At 37.0% G+C, this 24,189-nt stretch carries 19 protein-coding genes; 5 read left to right on the top strand and 14 right to left on the bottom strand.

Features of this window, described 5'->3' with window-relative positions:
• Positions 1–24: 24 nt before the first annotated feature.
• Together PKC55_RS03050 and PKC55_RS03045 are read left to right on the top strand one after the other, a co-directional pair.
• Positions 25–2,442 carry a TonB-dependent receptor gene (locus PKC55_RS03050; protein WP_291128467.1) on the top strand — a complete coding sequence of 806 codons (2,418 nt, stop codon included), beginning with the start codon at positions 25–27 and terminating at the stop codon, positions 2,440–2,442.
• Between the two features lie 75 nt (positions 2,443–2,517).
• Positions 2,518–3,666 carry an iron-containing alcohol dehydrogenase gene (locus PKC55_RS03045; RefSeq protein ID WP_291128465.1) on the top strand — a complete coding sequence of 383 codons (1,149 nt, stop codon included), beginning with the start codon at positions 2,518–2,520 and terminating at the stop codon, positions 3,664–3,666.
• 38 nt (positions 3,667–3,704) lie between these two features.
• On the opposite strand, the gene PKC55_RS03040 is transcribed toward PKC55_RS03045, so the two are convergent.
• The 6 genes from PKC55_RS03040 to PKC55_RS03015 form a co-directional block, all read right to left on the bottom strand.
• The gene (locus PKC55_RS03040; protein ID WP_291128463.1) at positions 3,705–5,276 is read right to left on the bottom strand and encodes a carboxypeptidase-like regulatory domain-containing protein; all 1,572 of its coding nucleotides are present in this window, start codon (positions 5,274–5,276) and stop codon (positions 3,705–3,707) included.
• A gap of 13 nt (positions 5,277–5,289) precedes the next feature.
• Positions 5,290–6,141, bottom strand: a complete 852-nt coding sequence (locus PKC55_RS03035) for a FecR family protein (RefSeq protein ID WP_291128461.1) — start codon at positions 6,139–6,141, stop codon at positions 5,290–5,292.
• Positions 6,138–6,689, bottom strand: coding sequence for an RNA polymerase sigma-70 factor (locus PKC55_RS03030; protein ID WP_303888395.1), 552 nt, complete (start codon positions 6,687–6,689; stop codon positions 6,138–6,140). Before PKC55_RS03030 ends, PKC55_RS03035 begins: the two co-directional genes overlap by 4 nt.
• 51 nt (positions 6,690–6,740) lie before the next feature.
• Complete coding sequence (locus tag PKC55_RS03025) at positions 6,741–8,003, bottom strand: carboxypeptidase-like regulatory domain-containing protein (protein ID WP_135105227.1); 1,263 nt, start codon at positions 8,001–8,003, stop codon at positions 6,741–6,743.
• 246 nt (positions 8,004–8,249) lie between these two features.
• A complete protein-coding gene (locus tag PKC55_RS03020) occupies positions 8,250–10,379 on the bottom strand; it encodes a S46 family peptidase (RefSeq protein WP_291128458.1) in 2,130 nt (709 codons plus the stop codon).
• A 223-nt stretch (positions 10,380–10,602) separates the two neighbouring features.
• A complete protein-coding gene (locus tag PKC55_RS03015; protein WP_291128457.1) occupies positions 10,603–12,120 on the bottom strand; it encodes an oligosaccharide flippase family protein in 1,518 nt (505 codons plus the stop codon).
• 224 nt (positions 12,121–12,344) lie between these two features.
• Between PKC55_RS03015 and PKC55_RS03010 the strand changes: the two genes are divergently transcribed.
• Together PKC55_RS03010 and hemW are read left to right on the top strand one after the other, a co-directional pair.
• Positions 12,345–14,153, top strand: coding sequence for an AMP-dependent synthetase/ligase (locus tag PKC55_RS03010; protein WP_283687140.1), 1,809 nt, complete (start codon positions 12,345–12,347; stop codon positions 14,151–14,153).
• 50 nt (positions 14,154–14,203) lie between these two features.
• Complete coding sequence (hemW, locus tag PKC55_RS03005) at positions 14,204–15,334, top strand: radical SAM family heme chaperone HemW (protein WP_291128456.1); 1,131 nt, start codon at positions 14,204–14,206, stop codon at positions 15,332–15,334.
• A gap of 47 nt (positions 15,335–15,381) precedes the next feature.
• Here the strand turns inward: hemW and PKC55_RS03000 are convergent, their stop codons facing one another.
• The 6 genes from PKC55_RS03000 to PKC55_RS02975 all read right to left on the bottom strand — a co-directional run bounded on the left by PKC55_RS03000 (position 15,382) and on the right by PKC55_RS02975 (position 21,674).
• The gene (locus tag PKC55_RS03000; RefSeq protein WP_324371788.1) at positions 15,382–16,749 is read right to left on the bottom strand and encodes a DUF58 domain-containing protein; all 1,368 of its coding nucleotides are present in this window, start codon (positions 16,747–16,749) and stop codon (positions 15,382–15,384) included.
• Positions 16,713–17,687: an AAA family ATPase gene (locus PKC55_RS02995; RefSeq protein WP_324371786.1), complete on the bottom strand. Its 975-nt coding sequence runs from the start codon at positions 17,685–17,687 to the stop codon at positions 16,713–16,715. Before PKC55_RS02995 ends, PKC55_RS03000 begins: the two co-directional genes overlap by 37 nt.
• Positions 17,688–17,697: 10 nt before the next feature.
• Positions 17,698–19,080, bottom strand: coding sequence for a DUF4350 domain-containing protein (locus PKC55_RS02990; RefSeq protein ID WP_324371784.1), 1,383 nt, complete (start codon positions 19,078–19,080; stop codon positions 17,698–17,700).
• Positions 19,070–19,753: a hypothetical protein gene (locus tag PKC55_RS02985; RefSeq protein WP_291127269.1), complete on the bottom strand. Its 684-nt coding sequence runs from the start codon at positions 19,751–19,753 to the stop codon at positions 19,070–19,072. Before PKC55_RS02985 ends, PKC55_RS02990 begins: the two co-directional genes overlap by 11 nt.
• Before the next feature lie 90 nt (positions 19,754–19,843).
• Positions 19,844–20,725, bottom strand: coding sequence for a DUF7847 domain-containing protein (locus tag PKC55_RS02980; protein ID WP_291127253.1), 882 nt, complete (start codon positions 20,723–20,725; stop codon positions 19,844–19,846).
• Positions 20,685–21,674, bottom strand: a complete 990-nt coding sequence (locus PKC55_RS02975; protein ID WP_283687147.1) for a stage II sporulation protein M — start codon at positions 21,672–21,674, stop codon at positions 20,685–20,687. Before PKC55_RS02975 ends, PKC55_RS02980 begins: the two co-directional genes overlap by 41 nt.
• A 130-nt stretch (positions 21,675–21,804) precedes the next feature.
• Here PKC55_RS02975 and PKC55_RS02970 point away from each other — a divergent pair, with 130 nt between their 5' ends.
• Positions 21,805–22,554 carry an RDD family protein gene (locus tag PKC55_RS02970; protein WP_252638101.1) on the top strand — a complete coding sequence of 250 codons (750 nt, stop codon included), beginning with the start codon at positions 21,805–21,807 and terminating at the stop codon, positions 22,552–22,554.
• 7 nt (positions 22,555–22,561) lie between these two features.
• On the opposite strand, the gene PKC55_RS02965 is transcribed toward PKC55_RS02970, so the two are convergent.
• Both PKC55_RS02965 and PKC55_RS02960 read right to left on the bottom strand, forming a co-directional pair.
• On the bottom strand, positions 22,562–23,665 hold the full coding sequence (locus tag PKC55_RS02965) for a TIGR04133 family radical SAM/SPASM protein (protein WP_291127256.1): 1,104 nt from the start codon (positions 23,663–23,665) through the stop codon (positions 22,562–22,564).
• A complete protein-coding gene (locus PKC55_RS02960) occupies positions 23,665–24,138 on the bottom strand; it encodes a radical SAM-associated putative lipoprotein (RefSeq protein ID WP_291127258.1) in 474 nt (157 codons plus the stop codon). Before PKC55_RS02960 ends, PKC55_RS02965 begins: the two co-directional genes overlap by 1 nt.
• Between the last annotated feature and the right edge of the window lie 51 nt (positions 24,139–24,189).

Here is a 24,189-nt window from a genome sequence, read left to right as displayed (position 1 = left end):
ATTTGTGTGCACAAAACTGACCGTATGATCAAGAAAAACATATTATTACTTCTCATATTTATAACATCTCTTGCTTATTCACAGCAAATAAAAATCACAGGAAAAGTTACCAACCAACAAGGAAAATCTTTGGAGTACGTTTCTGTTTCGGAGATGAATAGCCGCAATGGAGTAATAACAAATGAGAGAGGCGAGTATGTATTATCTATACAGCCTAAAGATTCGATTAAGATCATATTCTCTCTGATAGGCTATCAACGTCACCAATATATAATCCCTAAACCGAAAAGTGACCTGAGATTGAATATCACATTAAAAGAAGATAATAATACTTTAGAAGCCATTACTATAGAAGGACAACAAACCGTTACCACAGTTATTGAACGAATTGACTACTTAGCAACCAGACGAGCTTCAAACCCTTGGGCAAGTATAGAATCTCTCCTCGCAACGATGGGGGGAGTAAGTTCCACAAACGAACTGAGTTCGCAATACTCGGTACGCGGAGGGAACTTTGATGAAAATATCGTATACGTTAATGGGAATGAGATTTATCGTCCTCTCCTAGTGCGCTCAGCTCAGCAGGAAGGGTTAAGTTTTATAAATCCTGACATGGTGCAAACCGTCGGTTTTTCTGCCGGAGGATATAGTGCAGAGTATGGAGATAAGATGTCATCAGTGCTTGATATTACATATAAAAAACCTAAAGAGTTTGAAGCGTCTGCCTCAGCCGGACTTCTAGGAGGAAGTGTTCATATCGGTAATTCGACAGGAAAATTCTCGCAGATTACGGGAGTTCGTTATAAAACGACTCACTCCCTACTGAGCTCTACCGATACTAAAGCCGAATACGACCCCTCATTTATTGATGCTCAAACATATATAACGTACGAATTGTCGCCCAAATGGGAAGTTAGTATGCTCGGAAACTATGCGCACAATACTTATGAATATACGCCCAAAACCCGCAGTACTAGTTTTGGTACGCTTACCACACCTCGCAACTTTACGGTATATTTTGATGGATGGGAGAAAGACAGATTTATTACTTACCAAGCAGCGTTGACACTAAAAGGTAGAATAAATGAAAATCTAAATATAGGTATTACCGGCTCTACATTCTCTTCTGACGAGAGAGAGCGTTATGATATAGAAGGCAACTATATATTGAAAGAGCAGAACATTGTAGAAGGGAATGAAGCCTTTGACGAGTCCTCTCTGTTGGGGATAGGACGATATATTGAACATGCACGCAATCAGGTAAAATCGGAAGTATATACAATCAGTCATTTCGGAGATTTAAAAATAGGAAGTAACCTCTTGAAATGGGGGCTCACTTATCAACAAGAAAATGTAAGAGATAAGATCAAAGAGTGGGAAATGAGAGATTCTGCGGGTTACTCTCTACCAAATACAGGAATAGATGTCAATCTGTATTCGAACCTGAAAGCAGATAACAAAATCAAGCCTTCTCGTTTTTCCGGATATATACAAGACACTTATAAACTCAATACAGACAATGGCTTATTTATCATAAATGCCGGATTGAGAGCGAGCTATTGGACTTTCAATGAAGAACTGATAGTAAGCCCACGTGGAGCTATAGCTTTTGTACCCAGCGGAATCGAAAACTTCTCGATACGACTAGCGGGAGGCATTTATTATCAGGCTCCTTTTTACAAAGAATTCCAAAAAGTAGTAAATGTAGATGGGAACAATGTTATCGAGCTGAATAAAGATATTAAATCACAAAAATCGATTCATGTCGTACTAGGAAGTGATTATTATTTTGGAGGAGGAGGCGAACACAACTCTCCACCACTGAAGTTATCAGGAGAAATATACTATAAGAAATTATCTGATCTGATTCCATATACAGTAAACAATGTAAAAATACGTTATTCAGGAGAAAATATTTCCAAAGGCTTTGCTCTAGGGATGGACATGAAGCTGTACGGAGAATTTATTCCGGGTGTAGATAGCTGGATTAGTCTGGGAATAATGAAAACGCAACAGGAAATAGATGGACAAAAAGTTCCTCTACCCACGGATCAACGTTTCAACTTTGCCTTATTTTATCAAGATTATATGCCGGGATATGAACGCCTAAAAATGAGCCTTAGGGGACTGTGGTCTCAAGGCTTACCCGTTTCTGCGCCATACAAAGGGTATGAAAACGGATATTTCCGCACACCGGCATATAAGCGTGTAGATATCGGTTTTTCGTGGCAAATACTAGGCGAAAACTTTGCTATACGAAATACAAATTCGTTATGTAAAGCACTAAAAAACATCTGGCTAGGAATAGATATCTTTAATATATTCGACATGCAAAATACAAATACGTATTATTGGATTACAGATATCTACAACCACCAATATGCCGTACCAAATTATCTGACCGGACGCCAAGTAAACGCAAAACTATTAATCGAATTTTAGCTTATTTAATAAATTGAATTCAATCATATAAGGTTAAATAATATAACTTTACTATCAATCAAAAACGAAGAGATTATGGAAAATTTTTCATTAGCAAATCCCGTAAAGATTATATTCGGGGAAGGAATGATCAAAGAGATTACAAACGAAATACCTCAAGGCAGTAAAGTGTTGATGACTTACGGAGGAGGCAGTATAAAGAAAAACGGAGTGTACGATCAGGCTGTAAAAGCTTTAAGCGGCTACGAATGGCATGAGTTTGGAGGAATAGAACCAAATCCACACTATGAAACCTGCATGAAGGCTGTCGCTGTAATCAAAGAAAAGGGTATCGATTTTATATTATCCGTAGGTGGCGGATCGGTTCTTGACGCTACAAAGTTTATTTCTGCCGCAGTCTATTTCGAAGAGGGAGATCCGTGGCAGATACTGTCTAAAGGCAGCAAAGTAAAGAAAGCTATGCCTTTTGGTGACATTATTACATTGCCTGCTACAGGATCAGAAATGAATAGCGGAGCTGTAATAACCCGTGCCGAAACTCAAGAAAAACTTGCATTTGGTTCTCCCCTCACCTACCCTAAGTTTTCTGTACTTGATCCGACTGTAACATATTCATTACCTCCCCGCCAGACAGGGAATGGAGTTGTAGATGCTTTTGTACATGTAATGGAGCAATACCTGACATATAACGAAGGAGATTCTTTGCTGCAAGATAATATGGCTGAAGCTATTGTAAAAACATTGGTAGAAGAAGGACCTAAAGCACTGAAAGAACCTAACAACTATGACGTTCGTGCCAATCTGATGTGGGCTTCAACGTGGGCACTGAATGGCTGGATTGCCTGCGGTGTGCCCGAAGACTGGGCTACTCACATGATCGGACATGAACTTACAGCTTTCTATGGACTTGATCATGCCCAAACTCTTGCTATTGTATTATCGGGAGTAATGACTGTACTAAAAGATCAGAAAGGAAGAAAGATCACTCGTCTTGGAAAAGAGGTGTTTGGCATCCAAGGAAGCGATGCAATAGATAGAACGATTAAAGCAGTGGAAGACTTCTTCGAATCGATGGGTGTAAAAACTCATCTGTCAGACTACGGATTGGGCGACGAGGCTATAAATAAAGTAGCTGAGCGATTAGGAAACCGTGGATGGAAACTCGGTGAATGTCATAATATTACTGCGGATGTAATCAAAGACATTTTGACTTTAAGAAAATAAGTCGCAAATATAGAAAATAAGCCGATAATTATATCGGCTTATTTTATAATCAGATCTTCGGAAACCTCGCTTAAATTATTTATTATTAATTCTTTTAGCTTTTCTTCCGGCAATATTACATTAAAGTTACCCCAAAAATTTCTGTCATATTGATACTTAGTATCTGAGAATATGTTTTGAGTAGGTATTCTTTCCTTTCGGGCAAATGCATTTACATCTGTTGTATCTACCATACAGTTTACCATTTCGAACCACAGATATAATGGAGTGCTAAAAAGCTTTCGCTTCCTTTTCATCTTAAATTCGAGGTCTCCGCGAATATGGTTCACATAATAAATACCATCATTGGATAATTTATACGAGACATTATACCGAGCCTGTTGTAATGTTAGCCGAATATCCTTATTTTTTTTTCGAACATAAAGATCTGTAGCCTGTTGTACAAACTTGGGATTGATCTCGAAATGAGCTTCTATCAATGCATAATTCTCTGCGTCAATAAACAATTGTCCTTTAAACAAAGGTTCATCGATATATTCTTTCTGACAGAATGAAATAATATTCACCCTTCTGCCATCTACAACTGTAATATCTGTATGCCCATACTCATATTTATTTTGTTCTTCAGGCTTCAAAAAATCAGGTAAGTTCTTCACCAAATCCAATATCAGACAAGAATTAATACCGGATTTCATTTTTGTAAAGATTGTATCACTTTCCTGAATGCTCTTAATACGACGCATCTTTATAAGTTTTACCTGGTCAAGATTTACATTTACATCATAGCCGGTCTTATACATTTTAAGCACCGCCTCAGTTACATCTATATTATTTTTTTTATGGTCTATGCCCTCTCTGTAGAAGGTTGTAAGATAAACAGGCGAGGTTGAGTAGTTATTCTTACGATTCTCCAGCATACGGTTGATCTCTTCTTGAGGCTCAACTACTCTAATTACAACCTCTTGCAATGGTATTATTCTGGGCTCGAGGGCAAAACGAATATGCTGTCCGGCCAATAGTCCGACTTCTACTTCCTGACTTTCGTAACCTACATGAGTAAACTTTACCTTGGAGTGACGAAGAGAATCAGGCAATATCAATTTGAATTCTCCATCCTGATTAGAAATCGTTCCTATTGTTGAGTTGCTGATTCCTACTGCGCTATAAGCTAAAGGCTCATCCGTTATCTGGTCGTATATTGCACCACTAAAAGTAAAGAACTTTTTTTCTACACTATCTACCTTTTCTATTGAAATTACAGTATGTGCTTTTGTCCGATCTGTAACTTGTAACAAGATATGATTTCCAACAACGGAAATCTTTAGTTGATTATTCCCGGTGATTGCATATATGGCTTCCCGCAATGTATATTCGCCTTTTGCAATCTTAACCTTCTTGTCATTGTTTATAATCTGGCTATCATAGATAAATAAATAACCCGACTTGTCGGATACTTGCCTCAGCAGCTTATATACACTCTCTTTACTTTTTGGTAATTGTATCTTCCTATTTAGCACTGCGCCATCATCTGCCTGTAAGATCACTGCTACCATCATTAGCAATAACGATACAAGAATACGATGAAAGGTATTTTCAGCCGTATATTTCATGGCGGTTAATATATTATTTTTGTGATATAGATATCACATTATCTTGCTGTTTAAACTGCAAATTAAGAGCCAGACAAATCAGTTCAGCCATTGTGTATGGAGTATCCCCCGAAAAGGTAACTGTCAGTAGGCGATCTTGCAGTTCGGGTGACACAGTTAGCTGCTCTGCATCGGAGTTCATATTTATAACTCTCACAATATCCGACAATCGCTGATCTTTAAAATGAACCCTTTTGAGATACGATTCAAACTGTGAAACATCTGTGGTTTTAACCTTATGTAGATTATCAGATTCCAAAAGGGCTGTTTCTCCGGCCCTTACATTTACTGTCTGCCCGTTCAATTTTGAAGTGACTCTTACTTCTCCACGCCGTACTGATAAAGAAAATGAATTTTTATTTTCACTCTTCACATTAAATGAAGTGCCCAATACCTCAATAATCGTTTGTTGAGTTTCAATGACAAATGGCTTACTTGGATTTCGACTGATATCAAAAAATGCATTTCCCTCCAAAACAACCTCTCGTTTGTCTTCCGAAAAACGATTCGGATACTGCAAAGATGCTTGATCTGAGAGATATACTACCGATCCATCTTCTAAAGTAGAGATCAGAGTTGGAGCATCCTTTTCGTTATTGATTGTCAACATTTCCTTATGGCTGGTCTTTTGTCCCCATATAACGAATACTGAAATGGCACAAATACATAAAATTGCAGCCGCAGCCCCCCATCTTACCAAAGATGTACGTATGCTTGCCTTTTTCGCTAATTTATTCTCCGGCAGCAATCCGTCCCGATCGAGCCGCATATAAAGGCGATCCCAAGCCTGATCTGTAATCTTATTATTTGTTTCTTTCAAATTCATGATGCGTGTGTATATTTTTCTATTTCCTGTCTTAATATCTGATATGCTTTTGTCATTTCTGCCTCTACCGTTTTTATTGACACAGAAAGCAATTGTGCAATTTCTTTATATTTACGACCTTCCATCCGATGCATTCTGAAAATGCGAAGTCGTCGTTCCGGTAACTGTTCCAGCGTACGATTTATAATATTCTGCAACTCTTTATATTCAATCTGTTCTTGCGCTGTCGTTTCCGATGCTTCAAGCTTCCTGCTTAATACATTTTCTCTGTGACGTTCTTTTACATACTGATGTTCGAAATATTGAAGCGACTGGTTACGTACTGCTCCATATAAATAACTCTTCATCGAACGGACAATATTCAAAGATTCTCGGTCGCGCCACAATACATAAAATAATTCCTGAACAATCTCTTCGGCTGCATCTTTACGACCAATTATGCCAAACGAGTACATGTATAAAGGCAGATAGTACTGGCGAAAAACCTGTTCGAAGGTTTCTATATCACCATCCTTTATCTTCTTGAATATAAGCACATCGTTCAGCATAATAAGTACAATCACAAGTAAGACCAAATATAATAAATCATTACGAATTTATCAGTTACTTTGTTGTTTCTTTAATTTATTTACTGCCGATTCGAGCGACTCTGTAGGTTCTATAATGTTATAGCCCTCCCAGAAGTTGGCATCATAGAAGTTACTCACTTTGTCTGATAACGAATATCTGTCGCTAAATGCTTCTCTAGCCGGAATTTTAGCTATATTATTTTCTTGCCTGTCGGTAACAACCATCTCTGATATAATTGTATAGTTGGTAGAGAACAGTCTGCGCTTATAATCACATTTGAAGCGAACTTCGTTACGAACATAATTCAGATAGCTTTTTCCATTCTGCTGCTTATAAGTAACCAAATAGGCTACCTCTTCAGGTTTGAAATGTAATCTGAACGGTTTTTTACGAAGAATGGCCTGTGTAACTTTATTGCGGTCGTCCATACTCAAATTAAACTCTGCCCGTGAAAAAGCTAATGTTTCCTGATCAATGTACAAGTTACCATAAAACAGGGCGTAAGGCATGACAACCTGAGGCTCAAAACTTATCACATAATGAAGACGTTCGTTTATCATTACACTGTTCTCCATCTTGTACTTGTAGTAATGAAGAGAAGCTTTATCTAACATTATATCCCTATTCTTTACAATATCCAGGTAAGTAGATAAATTTGGACCTCCTACAAATTTAACAAGCAGGGTATCGCCGGGTTTTGGACTGAGTAGTTTTCTGCCCTTCAACACTTGTACCCTATCTCCTGCATCCGATTGCGTATATGGGGTCTTGTAGATATCTATAACAGCTTCGGAAATATTTATATAGCTTCGTCTTTTCTGTATAGTTTCACGATAAAATCCGGTTAAAAGATTTGTCATCAAACTATTGTTATCACCTATTTTATCTATAGCTTTTTCTACCAATTGCAACGGATCAGTAGATTCGACAACGACTTCTTTCAATTTGTTCTCGTTACGTGTAAGGAAGATCGTAATATTACTCATATCCTGATCCAATAGAGGTACCCGCTGGTTGAAGTAGCCTATGTGGGAAACTTCTATTGTTTTAACATTCAGGGAATCTCTGACCTTAATGGTAAATCCTCCATCCGCATTCGATATAGTACCGATACCCGTTCCGGGAACAGATATACTTACATATTCAAGAGTCTTTTTTGACTTTATATCCTTCACTACTCCGGTTATTGTAATATATCCCGGATCTTTGGCCGAATAAGTTGGAAGTGCTACACTCCAAATTATAAGGACTGTAAATACAGTTTGTATCAATTTTAAACATTTAGTTCTCATGGCTATATTGTTTTTAATGATGATTAATAAAACCGGTTGTACTATTATGATCGTTCAAAAAATGAAAACCCTATCCTTTATCTGATATTTAACATTTAATGAATGAAAGTTTAGTTTTAAACAAATCTGAACATCAATAAAAACGATACAAATCCCACAATAAAAAACTAACAACCTGCCACTTACAAAACAAAAGCTTGTGATAATAAAATCACAAGCCTTTGTTTTCCTTATACTCTTATATTTTTATTTTGCCACTTTCAGCTCGTTGATAAGACGAGGGCAGTTCATTACCTTATCTATTATATAAAGTACGTAACGTATGTCTACACTGATTGTACGTTGCAACTCTGGTTCAAACAAGATGTCACCGCTCAGCGATTCCCAGTTACCATCAAAAGCAAGTCCGATTAGTTCTGCGTTTCCATTAAATACAGGACTACCTGAGTTACCTCCTGTAATATCGTTGTTCGACAAGAAGTTTACATACATTTTTCCATCCGCTTTGTTTGCATATTGTCCAAAGTCCTTACTTGCCAAATCGTCCAATATATATTGTTGCACACCGAATTCTGGATCGTTAGGAACTTGTTTATTCAATACACCTTGAGATGTTGAATAATAGTCGTAAGTAACCGCATCGGCAGGCTTATATCCGCCCACAGAGCCATAGCTCAAACGTTGAGTGAAGTTAGCATCCGGGTAGAAAGCTTTATTCGGCTCCATTTCCATTAATCCCGCCATAAACAGACGGCTGCCTTTATCTATCTGAGGATAATAAGGTGCAGATGCCTGACGTAATAGGTTTAAGCATGGTTCTAAAGATTGAGCGAATGCAATTGCAGGGTCATTATTGATTGCCTCCTGATCTTCACTGCTTACTAGAGCTGTAGCAGCTTCCAGATTGGTAAATTTAGTATTGTTGTAGAACCACTCGGCAAATTTATCATAGTCTCCACCAAATTCATTTGCAATCTTTGTATATACCGAAGGCAAGTATTCAGCAGGAACTCTTTCTGCATATATTTTTAGTAATGCAGGCATTACTTTACGATCGAGAGCCGGCTCATAATCTTTATAAAGCGGAGCTAAACGTTTTGTGAATTCTTCACCTTTATTTTTGTCAGGATCCATTCTATTTACAAGGAGTGCCGTATTTGCATAGCGGATAATCTCAATTCCATTGAAGAATGTTTCGTACAGATATGTCTGGATTCTAGATGTTTCCATTGTTTCAGTATAGCCTTCTTTCACTAGCGTAAGAGCATCTCCATATTTTGCTTGCAATGCCGGTTTTGACGCAGCCCATTGTGCAAATTTAGCTTCAAGTTGTTCTTTATCTTTTATAACGCCTAGTTTAGCAATAGCTTCGTTCATACCCATAGCATTTTTCCAGTAATTGGAGCTTCCTGCATATTTAGACGCGTATTTGATACGAATAGCATCGCTTGCATTCATATCTTTTCTCCAGATATCCTGTTTTGCTCCGCGAACTTCAATCCGAGGCTTATGTTCCGATTCTACCATTTGGTTGATACCCCACGATGTCATATAGCGTTCGGTACTTCCCGGATAACCAATCGTCATGGCATAATCGTTCTCCTTGTAACCCTTTAGTGAAACAGGAACTGAATATTTAGGTTTGTAAGGTACATTATCTGCACTATATTCTGCTGCACCATTGTCTTTGTTAGCATAAACGCGGAATACAGAGAAGTCGCCTGTATGGCGAGGCCACATCCAGTTGTCTGTTTCACCACCAAATTTCCCTACAGAAGATGGAGGAGTGAATACAAGTCTTACGTCTCTGAATACTTCGTATACAACAACATAATATTTGTTGTGTGTATAGAAAGGTATTACTTGCGCTCTAAGAAACTTATTGTCTTTATACTTTTCAAGATATACTTGCGACAAAGAGTCTATTTTTTCTTCACGTACATTCTCGCTGTCAGTAGGCAATAGTGTGGAGGTTACAAAATCTGTAATGTCTTCGGTCTTTTGTAAGAAAGCAACAGTCAAACCTTCTGCTGGTAATTCTTCCTGAAATGACTGGCTTACAAAACCGTCTTTCAAATAATCATGATCTACGGAACTAAGCTTTTGTATTGCATCGTATCCGCAGTGATGGTTGGTGAATATCAACCCTTGACGAGATACCGATACTCCGGTACAGCCTCTACCAAAAATAACTACAGCATCTTTCAGCGATGGATTAGTCTCACTGTATATGCTATCAATAGGGAACTTAAATCCCAGCTCTTTCATGCGGGCAGCACTCTGCCTGTTGAGTTCTTTCAACAGCCACATTCCTTCGTCAGCCTTTACTCCGGCAACAGTAAGGAAAATTGCTAATATTAAAAATAGTTTTCTCATCGTTTTAGTTATTATTAATTAATGATATATTTTATAATTAATCGCCTTTAAGCCACACCTACATAATCTACTGTCTGGCTGAAAGATACAGCAAAAAGGTGACAAAAGTAACAGTTTTTATCTGCTTTTTTTAGTGTAACCTTTTATTCTCCACAGAGCACACATCCCATTTATATACAGATAATTATATTTAATTTTCACAACACGATGAAATAAGAAAGTGTCACTTATTTTTTTTATTGTTGCTAATATATTTACCAATGACAGGAATCTCTTTTAATGGTAGATCTTTCTTTATTATAACGCCCGTAAATACAACAAGGAATACCGTACGATATGCCAATCGTAAGATTTCGTTGTCTATCTGTGGATACATGGCAGCAATATAAAATGCGACAGCCAAAGCAAAGTATAAGAAAATACGCTTCAGGTCGTATTTTATCGGATAATATTTTTGTCCTATAAAATAAGATATACTCATAATAATCAGATTACAAATCAGCGTAGCCCATGCACTGGCAATATAGCCATAAACAGGGACAAAGATGATATTGATCGCAACCTGAAGGATACATCCGAAAACAGAGAAATAGGCTCCGTATTTTGTCTTATCGGTCAGCTTATACCATACCGAAAGGTTGAAGTACATCCCAAAAAATATTTCACCCATCATGGCAATAGGAACAATGACTGTACCTACTGTATAGTTTTTGCTGACTATATACTTCAATATATCCAGATAAAACATCACAGCCAGAAAAACGAGTAAAGCAAATATTACAAAATACTTCATAGCATCGGCATACGGTTTTGTACTGCTGTTCTCCCTATCCTTGCTAAAGAAGAATGGCTCGTAAGCATATCGGAATGCCTGTGTAAACATTGTTATAATAACCGTTATCTTAAGGCAAGCATTGTATATACCTAATTGGCTGAAAGCTTCATCGGGGTTATCAAATAAAAAAGGGTAAGTCAATTGCGCTACAGTCTGATTTATAACTCCTGCCAGCCCCAATATTAAAAGAGGGAATGAGTATATCAGCATACGTCTGATCAGAGCATTATCAAACTGGAGCTTCACATTCTTCATTGTTGTCGGTATCAATAGTATCAATACCACCAAGCTAGACAGCAAGTTTGCCAAAAAGATGTATCCGATACCGATCTCGGGATGAAAGAACTTATTAATAGCCAGGTCCGGATAATTTTTGTATAGCCAAGGACATAGAACCAAAAACAGAAGATTGAAAAATATATTAAACCCTATAAACGTTAGCTTCAATGTAGCAAACCTTATAGGTCTTTTCTGATAGCGCAAATAAGCAAAAGGAATTGTCATAAAAGCGTCCAGTGCCACTACAATAGCCATCATCCAGATATGTTCCTTATGATCGGTATATTCCATCCATGACGAAATAGGATTGATAAAGGAAAAACAGAATAGAATAAACAGCAGAGATGTTGTAGCTAATGAGATTAAAGATGTAGCATATACTTTATCAGGATTCTCTTCTTTCTTGTTCATAAAGCGGAAAAATCCCGTTTCCATACCGTAAGTCAGCAAAACCATGAATAACGCAGTGTAGCCGTATATATAGCTTACCTTGCCATACTCGATAGTATCAGTAAAAATATAAGTGTGTAAAGGAACAAGCAACCAATTAAATATGCGGCCAACAATACTACTCAATCCATAGATTGCAGTATCTTTTGCTAAGCTCTTCATTCCACTCCCTGCCATATAGATATATTTAGTTGGCTACAAAAGTAGTAAAAATAAATCATGAGTTGTATTTTATAACCTGCTAGTTAATTCCATATTTTTACTCGTTAAGACACATTACTTAATCCCCTGATAGTGGCTACAATAGATGCCTAAGCAACTATAAAAAGTGAAATTAAATAATCATTTTTTAATATTATAAATTACCTTTGTGATAATAATAAATAAAAAAGGAAGTCCAAATGAATTATTATCATCTGTCTATATTGGTACATCGTCAGGCTATCAGGTATGGTAAGAGAACAGCTCTGAAATATAGGAACCCGTACGAAAAGAAATGGAAGAATATTTCATGGAATAAGTTTTCGGACAATGTAATGAAAACAGCCTGGGCAATGGCTGAAATGGGTGTAGAAGAAGGCTCTAGGATCGCTGTGTATTCTCAGAATATGCCACAATATCTTTTTGCGGATTTCGGTACTTTTGCCAACCGTTGCATTTCGGTACCTATCTATGCAACATCATCACCGTCGCAAGTAGAATATATCGTAAAGGATGCCAGTATACAGTTACTGTTCGCCGGAGAGCAGTTCCAATATAATAATGCATTTAAAGTGCAACAAAATTCGCCTGTATTGAAGAAAATTGTTGTATTCGATAATAATGTCAAATTTCATCCCGATGATAAGACTTCTGTCTATTTTGACGATTTTATCGCTACCGGAGAAAATTCGCACACAGAAGTTATCGTGCGAGTACGCCTTAAATCGAGAAGAGAAGATGATATAGCTTGTATTATATATACTTCGGGTACAACCGGCGAACCGAAAGGAGTAGTATTACCACATTCGTGTTTCTCTCAGGTTTTCCGTATTCACGACATGCGTCTGCCTATGACTTCGAATAAAGACCTGTCTATGAATTTCCTTCCATTGGCACATATCTTTGAACGGGCATGGACATATTACGCTATCCATAAGGGAATGACCATTGCTATTAATCAAGATGCTAAGGAAATACAAAAATCAATAAAGCAAGTTCATCCGACTATCATGTGTAGTGTTCCCCGATTCTGGGAAAAAGTATATGCAGGGGTTCACGAAAAAATATCGAGTTCCAAAGGTCTGATGAAATGGCTATATACCGATGCCATCAAGACAGGGAAAAGATATAATTTGGACTTTAAAAATAAAAATCTACGAGCCCCGCTTGGTACTCGTATTAAATTTGCTCTATATAACAATACGATATTTTTCGTTCTTAAGCTGGTTATCGGTATCGAGAAGGGAAACATATTCCCTTGTGCAGGAGCTCCATTATCTGATTCAATAATTGAGTTTTTACAGTCGGTAAATATTCCAATAATTGTGGGTTACGGTCTTACTGAAACAACTGCAACTGTAAGCTTCTATCCTGACAAAGAATTTGTTATTGGGTCTATTGGCAGCGTAATGCCGGAAGTTGAGGTTAGGATTGATGAGACAAACAACGAGATTCTTGTGAAAGGAAAAACCGTGATGCGAGAATACTACAACAAACCAGAAGAAACAACTAAAGTTTTCACCGAAGACGGCTTCTTCCGGACGGGAGATGCAGGAAAATTGGAAAACGGAGTATTGTACATTACCGAACGTATCAAAGACCTGTTTAAGACAGCGAACGGAAAATATATCGCACCTCAGGCTATAGAGACACGCGTAGCCGAAGACAAGTTTATCGATATGATTGCAGTTATAGCCGACGAGCGTAAATTTGTGAGTGCACTTATTGTTCCCGATTATAAAGCATTGGAAGAGTATGCTAATGAACACCAAATAAAGTATGACAAAGTAGAGGACTTGTTTTCTAATGTAGATATCCTTCGCATGCTGGACGGACGCATAGAACTCTTGCAAGCTCATTTTGCACCATACGAAAAGATAAAAAAATACAGGTTGCTGGCCGAGCCATTTACGATGGAAGGTGGTGAATTAACCAATACACTCAAAATAAAGCGTAAATTTGTAGCAGAAAAATACAAAGATATTATCGACAAAATGTATAAAGAATAGAATTTTTAGCAACAACTAATTAATTCTTTCTAATAGCTTAAAATTACGTAATGGCCGGAATTTATATTCATGTTCCTTTTTGTAAAACAAGGTGCATATATTGTGACTTCTATACACGCACAGATATGTCTCCGAAGTATGACTATGTTTCGGCTCTTTGTGAAGAGATAAAGCTACGTAAAAACTACATTGGAGACGAAGATGTAAAAACAGTATATTTTGGAGGAGGTACTCCATCTCAGTTATCTGAGAGTGACTTCCTCCGTATATTTGAAACTTTACGCCATGAATTTCGGATAACACCTGATGCCGAAATAACAATGGAAGCTAATCCCGATGATCTCTCACCTCATTATTTAGCAACCCTTAAAGAAAAATTACCGTTCAATCGCCTGAGCATAGGAATTCAAAGTTTTGACGATGAAGAGCTCAAATTCTTGAAGCGCAGGCATTCTGCCGATAAAGCAAAAGAAGCTGTCAGAATCTGCCAATCGCTAGGCTATGATAATATCAGTATAGACCTCATGTATGGTTTGCCGAACCAGACAATGCAGATTTGGGAAAGAAACCTCGAAGAAGCAATTGCTCTCGATGTACAGCACATTTCATCTTATCATTTGATCTATGAACAGGGCACAAGGCTCTATCGTTTATTCAAAATGGGAGACGTAAATCCTGTTGACGAAGACCTGAGTGTAGACATGTTTTCACGAATGATAGAGAAACTTACCGCTGCAGGGTTTGATCATTATGAGATCTCTAATTTTGCCCGCCACGGATTATACTCAAAGCATAACAGCTCCTATTGGCTTGGAAAAAAGTATCTGGGACTAGGGCCTGCTGCACATTCTTATGATGGCCAAAATCGTTCGTGGAACGTAGCCTCTATATCAAAGTATATAGAAGGGATAAGGGCTGAAAATCCAAATCTTGAAATTGAGGTATTAGATGAAAACACAAGATACAACGATTTTATTTTAACAGGTATGCGTACCAAATGGGGAGTAAACCTCTCTGACCTTGAATCCCTTTTTGGCACTAAAATGAAAGCATTCTGCCTGAAAAACGCACGAAAATATCTCGATCAAGGTTTCTTAACCGAAAAGGATAATATCTTAAAATTAACCCGACAAGGAATCTTTATATCCGATGGAATAATGAGCGACCTGATGTGGGTATAATTTAGAGTTTCTACAAAGGTTTTATCTGGCAGTAATATTGAAGAAGATTAAATTAATCCTCTTGATTTGAATTCAAGATATTTATTTATAGAATCGATAGTAAGGTTTTCAGGCTTTGAGAGAATCGTATGAATTCCATATCTATTGAGTTCCTTTACGATCAGGTATTTATCATTCCATAGCTTTTCCGCCATTCCTTTCCTGAATATATCTTCCAATCCCGCAGGAGAAGACTCCAACACCTCGTTGAATTCAGAATTCAAGAAAAATGCAACCAACACCAAGTGATCTTTGGCCATGTGGCTGAGATATTTCAACTGGCGACGCATTCCATTTACAGTCTCAAAGTTTGTAAACAAAACAATAAGACTGCGTTGCGACAATTTGCGACGAACAGTAGCGTACAATCGCTCATAATCAGACTCCTTAAAATCTGTTTTCTGCGCATATAGCGTTTCCAAAATCTTTACTCGTTGACGGCGTTGCCTATCTGCCGGAAGTATTTCATCCACATTCTTGGAGAAGGTTATTAGTCCGGCTTTATCACCTTTATTCAACGCTGTGGTACTTACCATCAATGTGGTATTGATTGCATAATCCAACAGCGTCAACCCGTTGAATGGCATTTTCATAGTACGCCCTTTGTCGATCAAGCAATATACAGGTTGTGACTTCTCTTCCTGATAGGTATTTACCATCAGCTGGCTCATACGCGCTGTTGCCTTATAGTTGATTGTACGAGGGTCGTCACCCAATACATAATGTTTGATCTGATCAAATTCGGTAGCATGCCCGATACGTCGTATTTTCTTAATACCATAGTCTGTAAGACGATGCGATGCCGCCAATAATTCATACTTATGCATCTCGAGAAAAGACGGATACACGGCAACATCCTTATTCTCGTCAAATATATAGCGTCGTGTAACGAGCCCCAAGAGTCCTGCCACATAAACGTTTATTGCTCCGAATTGATACACTCCCCTTTCGGTGGGACGAAGATCGTAGTACAAGACTTTTGATTTGTGTACACCTATCGAAGTACTAAATGTCAAATCTCTTTTTTGAAATTGAAAAGGTACTTCTTCTATAATTTTGATTGCAACCCTGAATGGATATTTATTGGATACGGAAAGCGAGATTGTGTTTACATCACCGTTCGATAACCTTTCGGGACAATTACGAAAAGCTTGTATGCCCCTTGTCTGCCGATAAAGAGTAAAGGTATCCAACAATAAGAATACAGCCAACACGCTCATGACCACAGTCATTATGAAAAGTGATGCCTCGAAAATATAAGATACGAAGTATCCCAACACACATAAAGCCAGTGTGAAGAAAAAACGGTTTGAGAGATAGAAACTCTTAAAAAACCATTTTATCGAGGAACTTCCACTTTGTCTATCAGTTGACATATAATTGTATCGGTAGATGTACCGTCCATTTCTTTTTCGGGTGTTAATAAAATCCTGTGTCTAAGTACAGGCACAGCAACTTCCTTGATATCGTCAGGCGTGATAAAATCACGTCCCCGTATGGCTGCCATTGCTTTAGAGGCATTCAGTATTGCAAGCGATGCACGAGGCGAAGCCCCAAGCGTTATCCATGGGCTCTGACGTGTAGCTGATACAATCTGAGCGATATATTCTAATAGTTGATGTTCAACCAGTACTTTATCTACCGCTGAACGCAAAGAGTTTAATTTCTCAGCCGTCAGAACCGGACGAATACCTATTTCAGGAGATAATTCCCCTCGGTTTTGCCTGTCCAAAATATTAATCTCATCCACAATATTCGGATAATCAACTACAATTTTAAATAAGAAACGATCTAATTGAGCCTCGGGCAAACGATATGTCCCCTCCTGCTCTATCGGGTTTTGAGTGGCCATTACAAGGAATGGATAGTTCATTTTATATGTTGTTCCATCATTTGTAACCTGACGTTCTTCCATCACCTCGAAAAGTGCAGCCTGAGTCTTTGCCGGAGATCGGTTTATTTCATCAATCAGCACGATATTTGAGAAGATAGGCCCTTTCTTAAATTCAAATTTGGCAGACCCCGGAAGAAAGATACTTGTCCCCAATACGTCCGAAGGCATAAGATCGGGTGTAAACTGTATACGACTGAAAGCGACATCTATAGTCTTTGCCAGAAGTTTTGCAGATAAAGTTTTAGCAACACCGGGAACCCCTTCTACCAATACATGACCATTTGCCAAGATAGCAATTATCATCTGTTCTATCAATTGATGCTGTCCAACAACAACACGCGCTATTTCGTTTTTTATCTCCTGAACACTTTGGCTCAATTCGGAAAAATCTATCCTTGATTGAAATTCTAAATCCGACATATATTTTATTTTATTTGTTTTTTACCTTTCTATAAAATTCTTCCAACAAACTATTATATTGCAAGAATATATCATTCGGAGCATAAGGCAATATAATTATATCGTTATATAAATTAAATAGATTACTCAATTTATCTCTTTCAACTACTGATTTGGCACTCAGGACATCCAAAAAGTCATCATTAATTTTCTCTGTCGACATGTAGTAATTCTTCCTTATATAGTCAAGAAAGTACGCATGCCGCTTCTCGGCAATGGTTTTAAAATCTTTTTTGCGATAATACAAGTTGCTAATTGTACCCAGGAACTCTAATGAAGAGTTTATATGCGGTTTGATGACAGGTATAATCCGTTGAGTCCGTTTCGCCCTGAAGATCACAAAGAGCAACAAACCGCCGATTATAAGATATAAAGCGATACGTAACAAAGGATTAGACAACATCGCTTTGAATATACTACTATTCGCATCAGTACCACCTTGCTTTTGATATTCGTCCCAAATAACTTTACTATTCTGTGGCAAAAAAGATAAGCACCTGAAAGCAAAATCATATTTGTTTAGTTGCAGTAGATTTACATTAGCAAAAGCAGAAGGAATTGTATGCAAATAGAAATGCCCTTTTCCATATTGTACATCTAAGAACACTGTATCTTTTTTGTTATTAAAAGCCAATGGACGTGACACCAAGTTGCAACTATCAGTATTAAGCCTTGTTTCACCGGTTATACCTGCAAAATTATATTTCTGATGCGGAGAATCTATTAAATAATAAGCTGTATCTGCTTCAAAATATCTATGTTTTGTCTTTATTCCCAAAGTATCCATCAGGCTCGAAGAAAAGCTTTCTGCCGAGATGAACACGTTATTTCCCAAACCGACAAAATCGAGTAAATATTGCATATCTACTTTATCCAGCGTGAATTTGGTATTGATAAATATATATGCTGTAGTATCTATTTCCGCATCAATACTTTTATACCATTCAGTAGGGTCAGAAGTCAGTTCCTCAAGCCCTTGCTCAAGTACTGTATCTATTACAAGGTCGGTATTTACTTGAGTTGTATCAGACTCTTCAGTATAGTCATATTCATCATCAGAATCTTCATAATAGCCTGAACCATACGAATCATAAGATTTGTCATAGGTGAAGTATTCTTCCATACTCTCTTTCAGATTATTATATATTGGTGTGCGTGTAGATCGTATATTCTTTTTGTAGAAGATATCCCCTAACAGTTGATATGCAATGTATGTTCCATATGGGGATGTCTTGGTATTTATAAATGTAGGTCTCCAATCTACCGGCTTAGGAGCTTTGGTTCGGGCATACGACAAACCAATCAATAAAAGGATAATCACCCCGATCAGAATTATTAGTTTCTTATCTTTCATGGTTTATCATTTTATTTAGTTCGCCCATACGAGAATCTACTTCAGTGAATTTACTCTCATCCAACTCGAATTCACCATACCATACATAATCAAAGATTAATGTAGTTTCAAGAAATTTGGAGCGCAACAAACTATTCTGTATCTCGTACTGATAACTATAGTTGGTCTTATGGACACTCCATTCTATAATATCCTTATCAGACATTTGTTTCAGATTTTTCAGATATAGAAATCGGACAGCCAGACGGTAATCTTTGTTTCTTAATGCATTAGATATTAATGCATCAAAATTCATTTCATGCACATTTTCTGTATAGATATCTATATCCGACTTATCTAGTTCTTTCTTACCCAATAATGTTCTGTAGTCAACTCCGATAAGTTTTAAGACAATCAGACATATTACAACTACTATGATGAGTAGCACTACAATACTCAGCATTCCTGATTCTGCGACCCTGCCAAGTAAATTATTGATAAAACTATTGATTGCCAACAATATTCTATCCCACCACGACAGACCTCTTTCCTCTTTTTTATACTCAAATCGCGGATCTTTTCTATATTCCTCTATCTTACTTTTATCGGGTATGCGGATGTTTACCTTCTCTTGAATATGTATGGGCTTTGTTGTTGCTGTAGAGTCTGCCTGACCAAAAAGATTTATGCACATACAAACCAAGAGCATTAATATAATGCTCTTGAATATGTGTATATTTTTATTTGTATTTACCACCCTAAGGAATATGTTCAAATATTAGTATTAATATTGAGTTGGTTGGTCTTCTTCTTTATTTACACCGATCATATCTATTTCGTCTGTAACTTCAATACCATCCAATTGGCTTCTATAACTGAAGTACATAACACCCAATACTATTGTAAGTATAGGACTTAACAAGAAATTAGCTGCATAACTCAAAGAATATGTTATATATATATATATTTCGCTGGTAAGAAAATCTATTCCTAATAAATTACCGAGCATCGTGCCATATACCGGAAGTGTTAACACAAAATTAATAACCCAAACTATAATATAAAAGATAATTATCAATCCCAGAGATATCCACCAATGATGGCGAACAAGATCAATACTCCGCTGAAAAGTTTCTACCAGCCCCTTTCTTTCTATGATATATGTATAAAAATAAAGGGATAAGTACACCGAAATAATCAGACCGGGAATCAAACATAATATCAAACCTGCAGAAGTCAGAATACCAAATATAATAGAATAACCGAACAAAGGAAGTGCAACTTGCTTTACTTTTGTCCAAACATCCTTACTATCTACCCTGCCATCTTTGGACTCGGCATATAATGCCATATAGCACATAGGATAAAGTGACATTAAATATCCTGCTACCATCATAATAAATATACCAAGAAAAAATCGCCAATCAAATATAGATCGAAGAATTGCAAATGGATCATCTTCATATTGTCCAATAGAAGTCATATTCATATTCGAAAAAGACAGTAAATTCATAAGAAGATATGTAGCAATAAGAACAATAGGTATAAATACCAATATACCCTTTAAGATTGCTCCATAATTTTGCTTAATGAATGCAATTGAAGTATCAAAAATACCGCTAAAGTCACGGCTTTGATATAACCTGATCTTTTGTTGTTGTTTCATTTGTTTTTTTATTGATGTAATAAGGATAATAGATAAAATACCATATAATAAATAAGGCAGACAAGCCAATTATTATCAGATTAAAGTAAACCGGCATTTCGGTCAAACGAGTCAGATAGCTCTCGATAAAAGCCGCTACAATAAAAACGGGGATCAGTGCAACTACTATTTTCACAGCATCTTTTGCACCTCTCTGTAATGACACTAAGCGTTTGTATGTACCGGGAAATAAAATACTATTACCCAATATAAGCCCTGCACCTCCGGCTATTACGATTGCTGATATTTCTAATGTTCCATGCAACCAAATGGATATAGCCGAAGTAAACAACAAACCTTTCTTAAAGAAAAAGTATTGAAAAACGCCGAGCATTACACCATTAGGAAATAAAACATAAACAGTTCCGAGAGAAAACAGAATACCTCCGATAAATGCATAAAATGCTACTGCAATATTATTTGTGGCTATTCTGAAAAACATAGGTGCCTCATCCGAGCTTTTATATATAGCCATCGGATCACCGCTTTCTATATTTTCAAGTGTCTGATTCACATACTCAGGAGGTAATATTTGACTAGCAAAGGCAGAATCTTGTTCTAATGAAAATATCCCTAATAAAACACCTGCAAACATCGTCAAAAAAGAATAAAGCATGTGTCTGCGATATTTGTACATGATAAGAGGAATTTCTTCTTTCCAGAAACGGAAAAAGCGTCCTTTATCTTTTTTCTTATACTGGTATATATTGATAAAATAGCGCCCTGTAAGTTGATTCAGATATTTTACAGTTTGCGACCGCGGGTAAAACGTACGCGCATAAGATAAATCATCCGTGAGTTCAATGAAATTATCCGCTAAAATTTCAGCCGGAATATCTTTTTCCTTGGTCTGGATATCTATTTCTTGCCACTTATCTCTATTTTGCTTGACAAATGCGGCCTCTCTCATCAAAAACTACAAGTTTGCATTTATAATATATTGTTTAAGCACAAATATAGCTCTTTGGTTAAAAAGAATGAAAAATTTATACTATATAATCATACAAAAAACATAAATTTGTTCTTTATTTTTAGTGTTTATGATAATAGAAGTACAAACAACCCAAAACGTAACAATAGACTACGAAACAGCCGGTGTCGGATACAGACTTTTAGCTTATATTCTCGACTGGGTTGTAATTTTAATTTGGTATTTAGGTTGGATTGGAATTATATCTCTTTTCTCCCAAGCCGGATTATGGAGTGCGTTTGATGGAAACACTGCCATGATATTTATAATTATAATAATGGCTTCCCCTGTACTTTTCTATGACCTCTTATTCGAAACATTAAATAAAGGACAAAGCATTGGCAAAATGATCGTAAAAATACGAGTTGTGAATGTCGATGGTACTGTTCCATCCGGAAGTTCTTACCTGTTAAGATGGTTATTCCGCTTAGTTGATTTTACGTTTACAGAGGGCTTTCTGGCTATTATAATGATTGCTGTTACAAAAAAGTCGCAGCGGTTGGGTGATTATTTGGCAGGAACAACAGTCATAGACCTCAGATTGAATGCACGAAACAAAGAGTTAAAGCTTTCTGATCTTGATTTTCATGAAGACTATAAAGTTACCTATAAAGATGTGCTTGACAAGTTATCCGACAGAGACATTCAAACGATTACTTCTATCATAGATGACCAACGCATGCAATACAACGAATACTTTAACCAACGTTTGGCTGACAGAATAAAATCGATTACAGGCTATGAGTATGATGGCCCTGACAGAATTTTTCTTCGAAAAGTAGTCACCGACTACAATTATTTAGCGGTACAAGAAGTATAAATAATTATCAGGTAATATTAAGTTCAAGAGTCTCCCCTTCTTTTATACGCTTTAGGTGACAAAACAACAATTCTCCGTTTTCATCTCGTAAGTGCATACCGTTACCTTCACAATAACGAAAGTATTTACAGTCTTTACATTCGCCTTGCTTCATCCATCTACGATCTCTAAATGGCTGATAGCGATTCGACCATATATCCCAAAAGCTGTCTTTATATATATTTCCCTGAGTAAAATTTGATCGTAGATTAGGACACGCCGAGATAGAACCATCTACAAGTACCGATGCAATGTTGATACCGGCATGACAAAAATAGAAATGATCTCGGATCTCAGTTTCATAATTGCCAACAAAACCTTCGCAACCATAACTGAGGTTTATAAGACCTTCCTTACGAGTGTGTTTTATAAATTCAAATAATTGTTTAAACTGAATCGGGGATAATTGTAGTTCCTTATGAACGACAGCTCTTCCGATAGGGAACACAGTAAAAATACGCCATGATTTAACACCGGTATCGATGAGTAGCTTTTTCAAGTCATTGAGCTGAGAAAATGTATCTGTCGTAACACAAGTAACAACATCAAATACAATATCTTTAGTTTGCGCCAGCATCGAAATAGCATTAAATGCCATACGAAAGCTATTCTTATTTCCACGCATTATATTATGTCTCTCCTCAAGTCCATCGAGGCTTATTGTCACCGATCGCAAACCGGCATCAAGAAGGCTTTTCAATCTTTGTTCGGATAAAAACAACCCGTTTGACACCATTCCCCAGGGATATTCCCTTTTATACAACTCCCGTCCGCAGGCCTCAAGGTCGTTACGCATCAATGGCTCGCCACCTGTTATAACAATCATTGTATCATGAGGATTAACATGAGGGGTAACTTCATCTACCACTCGCAGAAAATCTTCCAAGGGCATATCCTTTTGCCTCATATCTTTGTGACAATCGCTGCCACAATGCTTGCATGCCAAATTGCATCGCAAGGTACATTCCCAAATGAGATAGTTTAATTTATGTAGAGATGTCTGATTCTTTTTATGCTGACGAAACAGCTCTAAACCTAAACGCTTTCGGAAGGAAATGTCGTCTACACTCATTATTTTTCAGGATTAGATGAGTTAAGCTTTACAGTACCCAAATCCTTTGTCGTTTCGCCGACATACCAACCACCACTACCATTGGTAAAGCTCGGATTATCAAACCTCACAGTATCTATCACTGTTTCCAATAATCCGTTTTTCTCCCCATCGATATCTTCGTATTTTATAACAAACTTCTGACTAGTCGGAAAGTCTTTAATAGATACTTTAAATAAACCTTTTACATCAGTATTCACACTATCTACATAGCATACTTTACCTGTATCATAACCATCGTTAATTACCCCTAGTGCAACTTTCAGTCCCGAAACTTCTTTGTTGCCATTTTCCACTTTGCCTTTCACAATAAATTTAGCAGATGGAGTCCCATACTCAACTTTAGGATCAACGGTTGAGCATGAATGAAAACCTAGAAAAATGAGAACAAATGATAAAACCCTTGAATACGCAGAAAGAAGCCCAATTTTCATAATATATCTGTTTTATAAGTATAGATTTAGTTGTCTATATATTATGATGCA

Origin of the sequence: Dysgonomonas sp. (genome assembly GCF_035323175.1) — a bacterium.
GTDB lineage: Bacteria > Bacteroidota > Bacteroidia > Bacteroidales > Dysgonomonadaceae > Dysgonomonas.
Note: the sequence above shows the minus strand (reverse complement) of the source record. Positions and strands in the feature narration are given on the sequence as shown.